Source organism: Mycobacterium sp. NGS33 (assembly GCF_059812885.1).
This window is the reverse complement of record NZ_JCALDN010000003.1, coordinates 392,584-407,408: the sequence shown is the minus strand read 5'-3', so window position 1 is coordinate 407,408 and position 14,825 is coordinate 392,584. Positions and strand designations below refer to the sequence as shown.

General features: G+C 65.6%; 19 protein-coding genes. 13 read left to right on the top strand and 6 right to left on the bottom strand.

What is annotated here, in order from left to right:
• Window positions 1–101: 101 nt before the first annotated feature.
• The 5 genes from rpsF (at window position 102) to dnaB (ending at window position 3,740) form a co-directional block, all read left to right on the top strand.
• Window positions 102–392 carry a 30S ribosomal protein S6 gene (gene rpsF / locus AC5Y5B_RS09465; RefSeq protein WP_007771721.1) on the top strand — a complete coding sequence of 97 codons (291 nt, stop codon included), beginning with the start codon at window positions 102–104 and terminating at the stop codon, window positions 390–392.
• Window positions 393–518: 126 nt separating this feature from the next.
• Window positions 519–1,046, top strand: coding sequence for a single-stranded DNA-binding protein (locus tag AC5Y5B_RS09460; protein ID WP_112632464.1), 528 nt, complete (start codon window positions 519–521; stop codon window positions 1,044–1,046).
• A gap of 43 nt (window positions 1,047–1,089) precedes the next feature.
• Window positions 1,090–1,344 (top strand): 30S ribosomal protein S18, encoded by a 255-nt coding sequence (gene rpsR, locus AC5Y5B_RS09455; RefSeq protein ID WP_003874730.1) that lies wholly within the window; start codon window positions 1,090–1,092, stop codon window positions 1,342–1,344.
• A gap of 30 nt (window positions 1,345–1,374) precedes the next feature.
• Entirely contained in the window at window positions 1,375–1,833 is a 459-nt protein-coding gene (rplI, locus tag AC5Y5B_RS09450) for a 50S ribosomal protein L9 (RefSeq protein WP_112632465.1), read from the top strand.
• Window positions 1,834–2,363: 530 nt separating this feature from the next.
• On the top strand, window positions 2,364–3,740 hold the full coding sequence (dnaB, locus tag AC5Y5B_RS09445; RefSeq protein ID WP_112632466.1) for a replicative DNA helicase: 1,377 nt from the start codon (window positions 2,364–2,366) through the stop codon (window positions 3,738–3,740).
• A gap of 24 nt (window positions 3,741–3,764) precedes the next feature.
• Here dnaB and AC5Y5B_RS09440 read toward each other — a convergent pair whose 3' ends face one another.
• From AC5Y5B_RS09440 to AC5Y5B_RS09430, 3 genes are all read right to left on the bottom strand, one after another.
• On the bottom strand, window positions 3,765–4,796 hold the full coding sequence (locus tag AC5Y5B_RS09440) for a fused (3R)-hydroxyacyl-ACP dehydratase subunits HadA/HadB (protein ID WP_112632467.1): 1,032 nt from the start codon (window positions 4,794–4,796) through the stop codon (window positions 3,765–3,767).
• Window positions 4,797–4,897: 101 nt separating this feature from the next.
• Window positions 4,898–5,764 carry a hypothetical protein gene (locus AC5Y5B_RS09435; protein ID WP_112632468.1) on the bottom strand — a complete coding sequence of 289 codons (867 nt, stop codon included), beginning with the start codon at window positions 5,762–5,764 and terminating at the stop codon, window positions 4,898–4,900.
• 368 nt (window positions 5,765–6,132) lie between these two features.
• Window positions 6,133–6,504: a hypothetical protein gene (locus AC5Y5B_RS09430; RefSeq protein WP_112632469.1), complete on the bottom strand. Its 372-nt coding sequence runs from the start codon at window positions 6,502–6,504 to the stop codon at window positions 6,133–6,135.
• 106 nt (window positions 6,505–6,610) lie between these two features.
• Between AC5Y5B_RS09430 and AC5Y5B_RS09425 the strand changes: the two genes are divergently transcribed.
• The 6 genes from AC5Y5B_RS09425 (at window position 6,611) to AC5Y5B_RS09400 (ending at window position 10,917) form a co-directional block, all read left to right on the top strand.
• Window positions 6,611–7,084 carry a GtrA family protein gene (locus AC5Y5B_RS09425; RefSeq protein ID WP_240631705.1) on the top strand — a complete coding sequence of 158 codons (474 nt, stop codon included), beginning with the start codon at window positions 6,611–6,613 and terminating at the stop codon, window positions 7,082–7,084.
• Window positions 7,085–7,167: 83 nt separating this feature from the next.
• Window positions 7,168–7,452 carry a hypothetical protein gene (locus AC5Y5B_RS09420; RefSeq protein WP_112632471.1) on the top strand — a complete coding sequence of 95 codons (285 nt, stop codon included), beginning with the start codon at window positions 7,168–7,170 and terminating at the stop codon, window positions 7,450–7,452.
• A gap of 54 nt (window positions 7,453–7,506) precedes the next feature.
• Window positions 7,507–8,247 carry an SDR family NAD(P)-dependent oxidoreductase gene (locus tag AC5Y5B_RS09415; RefSeq protein WP_112632472.1) on the top strand — a complete coding sequence of 247 codons (741 nt, stop codon included), beginning with the start codon at window positions 7,507–7,509 and terminating at the stop codon, window positions 8,245–8,247.
• A gap of 99 nt (window positions 8,248–8,346) precedes the next feature.
• On the top strand, window positions 8,347–9,780 hold the full coding sequence (locus AC5Y5B_RS09410; protein WP_112632473.1) for an FAD-binding oxidoreductase: 1,434 nt from the start codon (window positions 8,347–8,349) through the stop codon (window positions 9,778–9,780).
• Between the two features lie 111 nt (window positions 9,781–9,891).
• Window positions 9,892–10,062 (top strand): hypothetical protein, encoded by a 171-nt coding sequence (locus tag AC5Y5B_RS09405; protein WP_165821771.1) that lies wholly within the window; start codon window positions 9,892–9,894, stop codon window positions 10,060–10,062.
• Window positions 10,063–10,239: 177 nt separating this feature from the next.
• On the top strand, window positions 10,240–10,917 hold the full coding sequence (locus tag AC5Y5B_RS09400) for a Crp/Fnr family transcriptional regulator (RefSeq protein ID WP_112632474.1): 678 nt from the start codon (window positions 10,240–10,242) through the stop codon (window positions 10,915–10,917).
• 24 nt (window positions 10,918–10,941) lie between these two features.
• On the opposite strand, the gene AC5Y5B_RS09395 is transcribed toward AC5Y5B_RS09400, so the two are convergent.
• The gene (locus tag AC5Y5B_RS09395) at window positions 10,942–11,817 is read right to left on the bottom strand and encodes an alpha/beta fold hydrolase (RefSeq protein WP_500005219.1); all 876 of its coding nucleotides are present in this window, start codon (window positions 11,815–11,817) and stop codon (window positions 10,942–10,944) included.
• 113 nt (window positions 11,818–11,930) lie between these two features.
• Window positions 11,931–12,269: a nitroreductase/quinone reductase family protein gene (locus AC5Y5B_RS09390; protein ID WP_112632475.1), complete on the bottom strand. Its 339-nt coding sequence runs from the start codon at window positions 12,267–12,269 to the stop codon at window positions 11,931–11,933.
• Window positions 12,270–12,431: 162 nt separating this feature from the next.
• Here AC5Y5B_RS09390 and AC5Y5B_RS09385 point away from each other — a divergent pair, with 162 nt between their 5' ends.
• Window positions 12,432–12,785, top strand: coding sequence for a UBP-type zinc finger domain-containing protein (locus tag AC5Y5B_RS09385; RefSeq protein WP_500005218.1), 354 nt, complete (start codon window positions 12,432–12,434; stop codon window positions 12,783–12,785).
• 80 nt (window positions 12,786–12,865) lie between these two features.
• Here the strand turns inward: AC5Y5B_RS09385 and AC5Y5B_RS09380 are convergent, their stop codons facing one another.
• Entirely contained in the window at window positions 12,866–13,717 is an 852-nt protein-coding gene (locus AC5Y5B_RS09380; protein ID WP_500005217.1) for a LysR family transcriptional regulator, read from the bottom strand.
• 145 nt (window positions 13,718–13,862) lie between these two features.
• Between AC5Y5B_RS09380 and AC5Y5B_RS09375 the strand changes: the two genes are divergently transcribed.
• Window positions 13,863–14,810 (top strand): DMT family transporter, encoded by a 948-nt coding sequence (locus AC5Y5B_RS09375; protein ID WP_500005216.1) that lies wholly within the window; start codon window positions 13,863–13,865, stop codon window positions 14,808–14,810.
• Window positions 14,811–14,825 lie beyond the last annotated feature (15 nt).

Genomic DNA, 14,825 nt, shown 5'->3' with positions numbered 1-14,825 from the left:
AGCCCGTAATCCGGTAGCCTGATGCGGTTGCCGACGCAGGCGACCCTCCTGCCACGGATCGTCCGTGGCCGCTTGAGACCAGAGGAGGTGGTGAGGTTTCCATGCGTCCATACGAAATCATGGTCATTCTTGACCCCACGCTCGACGAACGCACCGTTGCCCCGTCCTTGGAGACGTTCCTCAACGTCGTCCGCAAGGACGGTGGATCCGTCGACAAGGTGGACATCTGGGGCCGGCGCCGCCTGGCCTACGAGATCGCCAAGCACGCCGAGGGCATCTACGTCGTCGTCGACCTGAAGGCCGAGCCGGCGACGGTGTCCGAGCTCGACCGTCAGCTGAGCCTCAACGAGTCGGTACTGCGCACCAAGGTGATGCGCACCGACAAGCACTAACAGTCTTGGCTGCGTCGCGTGCTTCTGGTCGGCGCACCTGCTTAGGCTGTGGAGAGCTCAGCGAAAGTACGCTCATGACACCCACCACCCGAGCGGCGAGGAACAGCGTGGACCGAGGAGGAAACTGTGGCTGGTGACACCACTATCACTGTTGTCGGAAACCTGACCGCCGACCCCGAATTGCGGTTCACCCCGTCGGGTGCCGCCGTCGCGAACTTCACCGTGGCGTCGACCCCCCGGATCTATGACCGCCAGAGCGGGGAATGGAAAGACGGCGAGGCGCTGTTCCTGCGGTGCAACATCTGGCGCGAAGCCGCCGAGAACGTGGCGGAAAGCCTGACCCGCGGTGCCCGGGTGATTGTCACGGGCCGGCTCAAGCAGCGCTCGTTCGAAACTCGTGAAGGCGAGAAGCGCACCGTCGTCGAGGTCGAGGTCGACGAGATCGGCCCCTCGCTGCGTTACGCCACAGCCAAGGTCAACAAGGCCAGCCGCAGCGGCGGTGGCGGCGGAGGCGGCGGCTTCGGTGGCGGCGGCGGGGGCGGGGGCTCACGCCAGCAGTCGGCGCCGGCGAGCAGCGCACCGGCTGACGACCCGTGGGGCAGCGCGCCCGCCTCGGGCTCGTTCGGTGGCGGCGACGACGAACCGCCCTTCTGATTTGCAAAAACTTCAGTAATAGAGAACGGAAAGAAAAACAGACATGGCCAAGTCCAACAAGCGGCGGCCGGCTCCGGAAAAGCCGGTCAAGGCACGCAAATGTGTCTTCTGCGCCAAGAAGGATCAAGCGATCGATTACAAGGACACCGCGTTGCTGCGTACCTACATCAGCGAGCGCGGCAAGATCCGTGCGCGTCGCGTCACCGGCAACTGTGTGCAGCACCAGCGTGACATCGCCATCGCGGTGAAGAATGCCCGCGAAGTGGCGCTGCTGCCCTTCACCTCCTCGGCGCGATAACCGCCGAGGGCCTACCGAAAGTACGAAACGATGAAGCTGATTCTGACGGCTGACGTCGACCATCTTGGTGCCGTCGGCGACACTGTCGAGGTCAAGGACGGTTACGGCCGCAACTTCCTGCTCCCGCGCGGCCTGGCGATCGTGGCCTCCCGCGGCGCGCAGAAGCAGGCCGACGATATCCGCCGGGCCCGCGAAACCAAGGCGGTGCGCGACCTCGGGCACGCCAACGAACTCAAGACGGCGATCGAGGCGCTGGGCCCGGTCTCGCTGCCGGTGAAGACCGCGGCCGATTCGGGCAAGCTGTTCGGCTCGGTGACCGCCGGCGATGTCGTCGCGGCGATCAAGAAGGCCGGCGGTCCCAACCTGGACAAGCGGATCGTGCGGCTGCCCAAGTCGCACATCAAGGCCGTCGGGACACACCCGGTGGCGGTGCACCTGCACCCCGAGGTCGACGTCGAAGTCGCGCTCGAGGTAGTCGCGCAGAGCTAAGCACCCGACATTTGCTCGTTCCCGGCGGTGGCCATAATCGGCCACCGCCGGCTTCGTTGTGCTGCGGGCACTCCGCCGCCCAGGGTTGCCAAGCGTCGCGGACGTACGCCCTGGCGAACTAGTTCTGGGGTGCATTCGGGGAGTGCGCTTTACCGTCCCGTAACGCGGGGAAAATATGGCGGAAAGCCAACACGCCCGGGGCAGTAACCTGCGACGACACGCCGTAGAGATTCTTGTCCACACGAATTTGATGGCGTTGTATGGCCGGTAACTGCGCCGATGTCCCACCCCTTTGCATTAATCCACAGGTTCTCCACACCCCGCTCAACACAGGTGTCGACGGATATGCACACACGATGCACAGCTTCATAAACAGCACCCCCTTTGCGTACTCGCCAGCAACGCCTAACGTCGTCCCGGCGCCGGGCGTGCGGGTGCCATGAGGCGCAGATTGTCGGCGTCTTGACTTACCCTCAATATCGAGTATCGAATGTATGTTCGCATGCGTGAATCAGGGGAGGAGGGAATCCGTGGCGGTCGTCGATGACTTGGCGTCGGGCATGGATTCTTCGCCACCTAGCGAGGACTTCGGGCGGCAGCCCCCGCAGGATATGGCGGCCGAGCAGGCGGTGCTGGGCGGCATGCTGCTGAGCAAGGACGCCATCGCCGATGTGCTCGAACGGCTGCGGCCCGGCGACTTTTACCGCCCCGCCCATCAGAACGTGTACGACGCGATCTTGGACCTCTACGGCCGTGGTGAGCCGGCCGACGCGGTGACGGTCGCCGCGGAACTGGACCGCCGCAACTTGCTGCGCCGGATCGGCGGGGCGCCGTATCTGCACACGCTGATCTCTACGGTGCCGACGGCGGCCAACGCGAGCTACTACGCGACCATCGTGGCCGAGAAGGCGCTCCTGAGGCGTCTCGTGGAGGCCGGCACCCGGGTGGTGCAGTACGGCTACGCCGGCGCCGAGGGTGCCGACGTGGCCGAGATCGTCGACCGCGCGCAGGCGGAGATCTACGAGGTCGCCGAGCGCCGGACGTCGGAGGATTTCGTTCCGCTCGAGGATCTGCTGCAGCCGACGATGGACGAGATCGACGCCATCGCCTCCAACGGTGGCGTCGCGCGCGGCGTGCCGACCGGTTTCACCGAACTCGACGAGGTGACCAACGGCCTGCATGCCGGCCAGATGATCATCGTCGCGGCTCGACCTGGGGTGGGCAAAAGCACCCTCGGATTAGATTTTTTGCGGTCTTGCTCGATCAAGCACCGCATGGCCAGCGTGATCTTCTCGCTGGAGATGAGCAAGTCCGAGATCGTCATGCGGCTGCTGTCAGCGGAAGCGAAGATCAAGCTCGCCGACATGCGGTCGGGCCGCATGAGCGACGAAGACTGGACGCGGCTGGCGCGGCGGATGAGCGAAATCAGCGAGGCGCCACTGTATATCGACGACTCGCCGAACCTGACCATGATGGAGATCCGGGCCAAGGCGCGCCGGCTACGGCAGAAATCCGACCTGCGTCTGGTCGTGGTCGATTATCTGCAGCTGATGTCGTCAGGCAAGAAGGTCGAGTCGCGGCAACTCGAGGTGTCCGAATTCTCGCGTCATCTCAAGCTTTTGGCCAAGGAGCTCGAGGTGCCGGTCGTCGCGATCAGCCAGCTCAACCGCGGTCCCGAACAGCGCACCGACAAGAAGCCGATGTTGTCGGACCTTCGTGAGTCGGGATCGCTGGAGCAGGATGCGGACATGGTGATCCTGCTGAACCGGCCCGACGCGTTCGAGCGCGACGACCCGCGCGGGGGAGAGGCGGATTTCATTCTCGCCAAGCACCGCAACGGCCCCACCAAGACGGTCACCGTCGCGCACCAGCTGCATTTGTCGCGGTTCACCAACATGGCCCGGTGATCTGGCCGCTGCTCAAAAGAGACGTCAGCGGAAACGGATGTTCAACGTCGCCAGGCCAAATATCTTGCGGCCAGCCGACTTTGCGCCGACGAGCACGACTCCGCTGCGGGTTTCGGGGTCCAGTGACTTGATCCGGCCGCTGTATTCGATATCGGCGCCCTCGGTGGCCGACACGATCACGGGTTGGGACAGCCGCACCGCGTAGCGGGTAACCGCACCGGGATCGCCTGACCATGCCGAGCCGAATCCGGCGCCCAACGCCATGGTGAGCATGCCGTGGGCGATCACGTCGGGCTGGCCCGCCAATTTGGCGAGGTTCTCGTCCCAATGGAGCGGGTTGGCGTCGCAGGCCACCCCGGAGTAGTTCACCAGGTCGCCACGCGACAGTCGGGCGTGGCGGACCGGTAATTCGTCGCCGACCTTGACGTCATCGAAGGATCGCGTCCCCGGGGTGCGGGTCGAGCCGCCGTGCGCGATCCGCACCTCGTCCGCCGGGCGCACCGTCTTTTGGTAGTCCGCTTCGGAGTAGTCGATTCCGGCGAGGTTCACGTCGTGCATCATCACTTGCTCCGCGACGCCTCTGATCGCCGGATCGACATCCTCGGCGGTGACGCCCACGACGGTGGTGTGCAGGGTGTGCACCCGCTCGCCGGCGGTGTCGGTGAACGTGTTGGTCACGGTGATCAGGTCTCTGCCGGCGATCCTGCGCACCGATGACAGTTCGACGTCAATGTGCAGCTCGTCGCCCGCCACGATCGGCCGGTGCTGCTCGAAGACTTCTTCGGTCTGAAGGTACATCTCGTAACCGATGACCACCGACTCGAACAGGTGCCGATTGGCTGCCATGGCCGGGGCCGACGTGAACGTCAGCGGCGCCACCAGGTCCGAATATCCCAGTTGAGCGGCGGCGTCGAGTTTCCAGTGCGCAGGGTGATAGTCCTGCACGGCACGGGCGAACTCGCGCACCTTCTCGCGGCCGACCTGGTAAGTGTCGTCGATCCGGTAGTAGTGGCCGACCCGCGCTTCGAGTGCCGACGCTTCTGCTGCTGTTGTCATGGATTGCCCAACTTTTCTGTCGGCCTGTTCACGGAAGCCGACCTACGCACACTAACGCGGCGCCACCAGGCCACCGGAGGCCGCAACGCCCGCGACGCCCGCTAACTCACCAGCGCTCGCCGCGCGAGGAACAACACGAGCAGAACAATCAGCACCCAATTGCTGACCGCATGCGCGGCGGCGGACTTGGCGACCGCACGTCGTCTCACCTGATCAACACGGTCCCGGCTGGCTGTTATCTGATACCCGAGGTTGTCGGCCCATTCGTTGCGTCGTCGCTCATTTTCCATCCGCACGCGTTCACGTTCTCTCTGCAATTCCGCCGCGGCGTCGGGGTGCTGACCGAGGTTGGCGGGCGGCGCGGGGTAGGGCAGACGTTCGTACTTGGGCATCTCTTGCGCCGCTGCCAGCTCCGGCCCGAGTGCCGCAATGGCACGCAAGTACACCATTAGGAAATACAGCCCGCTGATGGTCAGCGCCAAGCAAGCCGCGATCGGAATTCCCGCCCAAAAGTGGGTCAGCCCGAAGGCGACTTGCCTCGTCACTTTGCGGCGGACACCTTGCCGTTCGGCCCTATCGCGAAACGCCAGCTCTTCGGCATGGGCTAACCACGGAACCACAGCGGCCGCGAGGATTGGCACCGCAACCCCCACGACTTTCCAGATCAAACCGCTCTGTCCGGTCTGTGCGAGAGTGACGTTGCCGCTATTGCCCAGCATCCGCCACCAACCCCAGCTGAGCAGCGGAAAAACGTTGACGAGCGCGACGTAGACAGCGACCACCACGGTGAGCTGGCCAATGGCCCCCGGAATCATCCACCAGCGCATCGCCATAACTGTTCGGCGATAGTCCTGGCGGAGACGCTCGTGCCGGACCACGCCGTGAAGCGACCGCAACAGGCTGGCAGCAATAAATGCTACGACGGCGACCGTCAGGACGGTCGCCGTCGTTCCGTGCAGCATCGTCACTCTGTCATTGTGACAAGCGCGACCGATACTTACGGATCGTTTATGGTGTGGCCCCGGGGATCGTCGCTGGACGTAGACTTTCCGGTTATGAACAAGGTTACGAGAGTCTTGTTTACGCTGTTGCTCGCCGCCACCGTCTCAACAACGTCGGTGAGCTGTGTACCTCCCTACTGCCCGCTCACCGGCGGCCCGGCCGTCATCTGCTAGTCACCGGCGGCCGCTGACGCGGTGAAACGCTCGCCGCAACGATTAGCCAACCCGTCGGGCCGGCACGCTCTCTTCGGAGCGCCGTGATGACGTGTGTAGCCGCGCCGCGCTCAGCGCACCATCGGCTATCGGATGCGAATCATGTTGGCAGGACGGCCGATTCAAAACGCCATGTCGTAGCAGACCCAAAGTAACGGGCCGACGAGGATCAGCGCCAGCAGCGTCACGCCACCGATGAGCCGCCACGCGATGGTCGAGCGAAAAATCACCGCCGTCAGCGCCGAAGCGGTCGACAGGACGACTAACACGGCCGCGATGACGATCTCGGTGCGCGCTGACTGCACCGCGGATTCGGACAGCGGTGGAAAGAACCCGGCTTCCAATCTGAACGCGACAGCGCGATTGCTCTCGGCCGTTAGCAGCAGCAGGAGCGCCAACATCATGGTGCCCAGACCGAACAGCGACAGGCATGCCCCAAAGACATTGCGGTTCGCCGGATCTATCGGGCCCGTGTAGTGGGGCATCTCGTCCACAACCCGAATGGTAGGGCTTGACGCAAGCCGACGGGAACGATGCGCGGTCGGCCGAAGTTGGCCAACTGATCATCTAGTGGATACCTGGTCATGGCACCGTATTCGGGTGCGAGCGGAACCCTCGGTCAACCACTCACGTCTGGCCGGCCGGTTCCATAACTGGTGCGAGGCGGTTGTCGGTCGGCTGCCGGGCAATCTGAGGGTGGTCGTCGCGCCGACGTTCGTCGGGTTCTGTGTGATCAACGGCTTCACCTTCGGCCTCGATCTAGCGATCCTGACGGCCTTGCGCAGCGGGCTTGCCCTTCCGGTGCCCCTCGCCGTGACGATTGCCTATGGATGCGCCTTCACGCTCAGCTACATCCTCAATCGCATCTTCAACTTTCGGTCCCACGCCCCGGTCGGCCCGCAGCTCGTGACCTACGCCGTGGTGGTCGTCGTCAACTATCTGGCGTTCATCCTCGGGGTGACCACGGCGCTCGCGGCCGCCGGAGTTCACTATCAGCTGTCGCGCCTGGCGGCGGGCAGCTGTGAGGCGGTGTACATGTACAGCGCGATGAGGTGGGTCGTCTTCCGGCGCTGACCGGCGCACCGACCCCGCACTTGGTGGCCGAGGTGTGGCCTGCGCGTGACCTCCTCGCAACGGCGACAAAGGACGCTCGACTTGTGACGGTAATCGCGGTCATCGCCGCGCTGGCGGTGGCAACGTGCCTCGGCTATTGGGTCGGACGGCGGGCGGCTTCAACGCCGCCGAGCTGGAAGAAACGTACGAGCCGGATCGCACTGAGCAAGCAGGCCATCAACCTGCTCGCGATGATCACCGTGCGCCGCATCCGGCGACGCGTGCGGGCCGAGCGGATCGTCTCCGACGTCGCCGCCAGATATGGCATGAGAATAGTTGCGCCCCCGCATCTTCGACGCGGTGCCGTGGTGCGGTTGCGCTCCTGGTAGAGCCCACCAACTAGTGTGCCGAATCGACTGTCACCAACATGGACGGGAACTGGCATGGCTGCACTACAAGACAAAGTCGCGTTGGTGACCGGGGCGTCGTCGGGCCTGGGCGCAGAAACCGCGAAGTTGTTCTCCCGCCAGGGCGCAACGGTTTTCGGCATCGGCCGCGATGCCGGACGCTTAGCCGACGTCTTCGCCGATATCGAGCGCGGCGGCTTTGCGTCGGTGGACATCGGATCGGTGCAGGCCTGCCGGGACGCCGTCGAGCAGTGCGTGCGTAACTTCGGTGGGCTCGACGTCCTCGTCAACGTCGCCGGGCGACACCAGATGCGCCGTACGGAGTCGATGACCGACGACGACTGGGACCAGGACCTCGCGGTCAACCTCAACGGACCGTTCTACCTGTGCAGGGCCGCCCTGCCCCAGTTGCTGGAGCGCGGTGGAAACATCGTCAATGTCAGCTCCATCGCCGGCGTCGAGGGCCAGGCCTACTCGGCCGGCTACTGCGCCGCCAAGCACGGCCTGATCGGCCTCACCCGCGCGTTGGCCGTGGAATACACCGCGGATCGCTTGCGCGTCAACGCGGTATGTCCAGGCGGAATGCTCACGCCGCAGATCGAACAGTTCAGTGCGCCAGACGATCCCAACTACGACCTGATCATGCGCACGACCTCACCGCGCGGCATGATGCAACCCCTCGACGTCGCCAACGTCATCGCATTCCTCGCCAGCGACGCCGCCGCCGCCATCCACGGCGCGGTCTATCGGGTCGACAACGGCAAAGGCGCCGGGTAACGGTTCGAGCACGTTTGGGTCAACCTCCGACACGTCGTGCGGCACCGCGATTCTCGTGGTTGACAATTCGGGGCATGAGGCAATCGCGGGAGCCCGACGATGGCGCGTGAAATCTCGCGTCAGATGTTTTTGCGGGGCACCGTCGGAGCGTTGGCCGCCGGTGCGGTGCTCGGCGCACCCCGGGTGGCCGCCGACCCGAGACCCACCGGTTGGGAGGGACTGTCCACGGCCCTCGGCGGCAAGGTGGTGCTCCCGGATAGCCCCCAATTCGCCGGAGCCAAACAGGTTTTCAACACAAACTACAACGGGTTGACGCCGGCGGCGGTCGTCACCCCGACATCGGCGACCGACGTGCAAAAGGCGATGGCCTTCGCTGCCGCCCACAACCTGAAGGTCGCCCCGCGCAGCGGCGGACACTCCTACATCGGCGCCTCGACCGCGAACGGAACCATGGTGCTCGACCTGCGTCAACTGCCCGGGGACGCCAACTACGACGCCGCGACGGGACAGGTCACGGTGACGCCGGCCACGAGTCTGTACACGATGCATCGGACGCTGGCCGCGGCCGGCCGCGGCATCCCAACCGGTACGTGCCCGTCGGTCGGCGCCGCCGGGCACGCACTCGGCGGCGGCATGGGGGCCCAATCCCGGCACGCCGGCCTGCTCTGCGACCAGCTGACGTCGGCGTCGGTGGTGTTGCCCAACGGCCAGGCGGTCACCGCGTCCGCGGCCAGCAACCCCGACCTGTTCTGGGCGCTGCGCGGCGGCGGTGGCGGCAACTTCGGCGTCACCACCGCGCTGACCTTCGCCACGTTCCCCACCAAAGACGTCGACGTCGTCAACCTCAACTTCCCGCCGCAGTCGTTCGCGCAGGTCCTCGTCGGTTGGCAGAACTGGCTGCGCACCGCCGACCAGAACAGTTGGGCGCTGGCGGACGCCACCGTCGACCCGATGGGTGTGCACTGCCGCATCCTGGCGACCTGCCCGGCCGGGTCCGGCAACAGCACCGCGGCCGCGATCACCCAGGCGGTGGGGGTGCAGCCGTCGGGCACCGAGAACCACACCTTCAACTACCTGGACCTGGTGAATTATCTGGCCGTCGGCAATCTCAACCCGTCACCGCTCGGATATGTCGGCGGATCCGATATCTTTGCCACCGTCAACGCGGGCGTGGCGCAGGGGATCGCCGCGGCAGTCAATGCCTTTCCCCGCGGCGCCGGGCGCATGCTCGCCATCATGCACGCGCTGGACGGTGCCCTCGCCACGGTGGCGCCCGGAGCCACCGCCTTTCCGTGGCGCCGTCAGTCGGCGTTGGTGCAGTGGTATGTGGAAACGGGTGATCCGGCGGCCGCAACCAACTGGCTCAGCACGGCACATCAAGCCGTGCAACAGTATTCGGTCGGCGGCTACGTGAACTACATCGAGGCCAATCAGTCGCCGTCGCGCTATTTCGGCCCGAACCTATCGCGACTGAGCGCCGTGCGGCAGAAATACGATCCCGGCCGGGTCATGTTCTCGGGGCTGAACTTCTAGCGCCCAAATGCCGACCCCGCCACGCGTCCGGCGGCCAGTTGACACTCAATGGTTAGACCGGCTTGGCACGGGGTACTTCCAGTGTGTCTTTGGCAAGTAAGGGGTTGGCGAATGGCAATCGAGCACGGTCGCGCACGGTGCCCGCGGTGTATGGCGTGGGCGCAGTACCGGTTCCTCGAACGCGATGGCCACAAGCTCGAGTATCAGGTAGGTTGCGATGCGTGCGGAAACCTGTACTCCGAGGTGACCATCGCATCGACCATCACCACGCCGGCGGCGTAAGCGGCCCGTTCGGTTCCCGAAACGGCGAGTTGTGTCACGCCCCGGCCCGGGGGCCTGACCTGCCACGTTACGAATCTGGGACCTGGTGTAAAGTCTGGGCAGCGAGCCAAGACGCCCCCACTCTGGAGCAGCGCCTAGCGCGCGCAACGCCGTGCGAAACGCGTTGAAAGGGGCGGCGTGAACGAAGTATTGGCGCGAGCGGGGATCTTCCAGGGGATCGCCCCCGGCGCGGTCGATGCGTTAGCTCGCCACCTGGAGCACGTGTCGTTCCCGCGCAGGCGCACCGTCTTCGTCGAGGGCGAGCTGGGCGACGACCTTTACGTCATCTTGTCGGGCGCGGTGAAGATTCGCCATCAGACCGCGGACGGTCGCGAAACCGTCTTCGCGGTGCTGGGTCCCGGGGACGTGTTCGGTGAGCTGGCGCTCTTCGATCCCGGCCCGCGGACCTCCACGGTGATCACCCTGACCGAGGTGGAAGCGGTCAGGATGGACCGTCGCGCGCTGCGGACATGGATCGGCGAGCGCCCCGAAATTGCCGAGCAGCTGCTGCGGGTGCTGGCGCGCCGCCTCCGCCATACCAATAACACGCTGTGCGACCTGATCTTTACCGATGTGCCCGCCCGGGTAGCCAAGCAAATCCTCGACCTGGCAATGCGTTTCGGCACCAGCAACGGGGGCTCGGTGCTCGTCGAGCATCACCTCACGCAGAAGGAACTCGCCCAACTCGTGGGCTCGTCGCGCGAAACCGTCAACAAAGCGTTATCGGACTTCACCCAACGCGGATGGATACGGCAGCAGGGCAAGGCCCTCATCATCGACCAACCCGCGAAACTGGCCCGGCGCGCCAGGGCCTGACGGCCCGCGTAAGACGTTCGCGCCCTAGGTGATCGACCAAAATTCGAGCAAGGTCCGCAAGGTCGCGACGAGGGGGAGGGGCTGGTCCAGCATCGGATGGTGGCCGGCCAGGGCCAACTCCACGAATGGGCCACGCAGCTGAAGCAGGGAACGGATCCGTTCGGCCATCGCGGGCGGCACCAGCCCTGCCTCACACCGCAAATAGCCTACCCGGCAACGCATTGCGGCCAGCATGGTCTCCAGCGACTCCTCGTCGGCCGGTGTCGGTTCGAGGAACTCACCGCCGTAGATCGCCGGATCGAACTTCCAAATCCATCCATCACCGGTTTTGCGGACCGACTCGGAAGCTATGTGCTGTCGGACGTAGGGCAGGAGCAGATCCTGCGCGGGCACCGCGGTGAAGCGGGCCAGGATCTCATCTTTCGTCCGGTACTGGGTGTGCTTGTGCCTGCGCAGCCGGCCTTCCTCCGGGGCGCGCTCCCACAGCGGAGAGTCGATCACCAGCATGCTGTTGATCTGGGGGCTGTGGTGCATCGCCGCCGTGGATACGACCCAACCGCCCATGCTGTGACCGATGATGGTCGGTCGCCCGGCTGGACCCGCGGCCGCCGCGGCCGCCATCACTTCGCTTGCCCACGTACGCAAGTCGTAGCTGCTACGCGGCTCGCTGTCACCGTGCCCGGACAGATCCGGTGCGATCACCCGATGGGTGCCGACCAAGAACGGCGCGATGTGATCCCACCAACCCGAGTGCGCTCCGCCACCGTGGACGAGGACCACCGGAGGTTGGTCAGCATCACCCCAGACGCGCAAATGTATGCGGCAACCGTCGACGTCGACGTCGAGGTGCTCCGGCTGGTGATCCAGTGCTGTGGTGAACCAGGATGGCGTGATCGGCATCTGGCGCCAACGGGAAAACAGTTTCCGACCTCCGAGGACTCAAACGCCTTGTGTTGGTGCGGCTTCCGCCCGGCGCCGGCGACGGCGGTTCGCCCCGGTCAGCATGGTGGAGATCAAGAATTCGCCCCGGTGAGCCGCACGGTCACGGTTACGCATCCTTTTTCGTCCTGTCGGGCGACGGCATGTCCAGCGCGATCGGCCCCGTCGAGGCGCAAGGTCAGGGGCCAGCCGCTGTTCAGAAAGTTGCGCCACCACGTCTTCGCATCAGGCATGCCGACGCCGATGACGATGTCGTTTCCGGAACGTCGGTAAGACACCGGGATGCTGAAGGTGCGCCCGGAGCGTCTACCCGTGTAGGTCAGCATGGTGATGTTGCGGTTGAGCAGACTGCCGAAGCGCCGGGAGTCGGCCAGCGCCGCGATCGGCGCATTGAAAACGGGCGCGGCGCGCATCACGAGGCGACCAAGTTGGTTTAAACCCACGGGGAAGAGTATCGCAGCAAACTCCCGCGAGTAGTTGACCGCGGCGCTGTGCGATGCCGGCCGCAGAGACAGGCGAGTAGCATCCCCGCACAGATGCTCTAACAGCTGCCATGCACGAGGGAGGGCGTGCCGATGACTGCTCCTGTCGACCCTTCGGTGCCGCCCAGCGGTATGGGCTGCGTCGAGTGCGACGAGACCGGTGGTTGGTGGGTGCACTTGCGGCGTTGCGCGGCCTGCGGGCACATCGGTTGCTGCGACGACTCCTTCTCTCGCCATGCGACCAAGCACTGGCAGCAGACAGGTCATCCGATCATCCGGTCGTTCGAGCCGGGTGAGGATTGGTTCTGGAACTACGAGGCCAACGACTATTACGAGGGTCCCGAGCTCGCGCCGCCCGAGTGCCGCCCCGAAGATCAGTCGGTTCCCGGGCCGCGCGGCCGGGTTCCCCACAACTGGTTCGAACTGCTGCGCCATCGCGACGGCTGACGCGGCTGCTGCTCCCCGGTTAACGGGTTCCTCGCGCTGCGATTACACCGACAACATCTGCCTCAAGCGGCCACGCCGAATCAGGTTGCGGCGGCGAGCAAGTCGCGCACCGCAGCGTCGACCGTTCCCAGCAGGTCGGGGTCGATGCCGGCACGGCCGCGCACCAGGATCGAGGCGCTGTTGGCGGACGGCAGTCCCTCGGCCGGGGTGAGCCCGTCGGGGAATTTGCCGATCATCGGCAGCAGCGCCACCCCTAGCCCCGACCGCACCGCCGCGTAGAGGCCGGACAAATCGCCGCACTCGGCGGCGATCTCATACCCGATATGGTGGCTTTCCAGAATTGCGAAGGCCGGCTCGCGCAATGTGCACGGCTCGGCGAAGATCACCAGCGGCAGCGGTTCTCGCGGCGAGTGCGTCAGCGTGCGCGCTGAAACCCATTGCAACTGAACGACTCCCGATGCATTAGCGCGATCCAGGCCCGCCCCGTCGAGCATGATGGCCAGATCGACCACACCGCGATCGATCGAATCGGCCAGCGACACGTTGCGGTCGAGGCGGAAGCGCACCCGCAGGTCAGGGAGACGCTCACGCAACACCCGGGACAGGCCGGCCAGCATCACGTCGGCGCCGTGTTCGGTGGCGCCGATGGTCAGGACCTTGTGCTCGGTCGCACCCAGGTCCTCGAGCGCGTTGTCGTGCGCCGCCAATATCGCGCGGGCATGTCGCAGTGCCTTCTGGCCGACCTCGGTGAAGGCGACCCCGCGTCCGGAGCGTTGCACTATCGGTTCGCCGACCACCGCCTCGATCCGGCGCAGATGCTGGCTGACCGCGGACTGGCTCAGGTGCAGGGCGGCGGCGGCGCGATGGAAACCGCCGCAGTCGGCGACGGCGACGAGGCTGCGCAGCGGCGCGATATCGAGCACCTGGCCCATAGCCGCACTGTAATCCGATCGCGGCGGCTAATCAATCAGCGGTATCTAATGGCGAATAGGTGTGCCAGGTCGCACCTCCGATAAGGTTTCGCGATCAATCCCGATCGCCAATAATCGTTGGACTGCGTCGGTCGATCACGCGAACATGGGTGACATGCCTCTGCCGCGCATGCCGGTGATCACAGCCACGGCGGTGACGTTCTTCTACGCCCTCGGATATCCGATCGGCACCCTGGCGGTGACCGCCATGACGCCGATGGCCGCCCTGGTGCTGCGGTTCAGTTTGGCCGCAATGATTCTGGCGGCCTGGTCGATCGTGGCCAGGGCCGGCTGGCCACGCGGCGCGCAGTTCGGCCACGTCCTGGTGACGGGCCTGCTGATCCAGGGGGTGCAGTTCTGCTGCCTGTACGAGGCTGTTCAGCTCGGGGCTCCGGCGGTGCTGTGTGCGGTGGTGATCGCGATGAATCCGGTGGCCACCGCGATCCTGGCGGCGACCTTCCTGCGGGAACCGCTCGGCGCGCTGCGTGCGGTCGCGCTGGTGCTCGGCGTCGTCGCGGTGCTGGCCGCCTGTTCGCGAAGGCTGATGAGCACCCACGGCGCCGACCCGGTCATCGTGTTGCTTGTCGTTGGGTTGCTGGGGCTTTCAGCGGGCGGTGTCTATCAACAGCGATTCTGCAGCGGCGTCGACTTTCGGGTGATGAGTGCCATGCAGAATGCCGTGGGGCTGCTGCCCGCGTTGGCCTTCGCGATCGTCACGCCGTTCACCGTGCACGATGGCGTCAAGGCGGTGATCGCGGTCAGCGGCATGGTGCTGTTGAATGCCACGCTCGCGGTGAGCCTCTACGTGCGGGCTATCAATGCCCACGGCGCAACGGCGGTGGCGATGCTGTTTGCGATCATTCCCGCCGTGGCCGGAGTGTTGTCGTGGATCATCCTGGATCAACGTCCCGATGCGGGCATCGCGGTCGGCCTGGTGCTGGGCGGGCTCGCATGCTGGATCAACTCCCGGGCGTCCGGCCGGCGCCGACCGGCGAGGACGAGCACGCCCACCGCCACGCCGGCGCAGGCCGAGCTGCAGGGCGTACCCCGCTGAGACCACGGGGGCGTT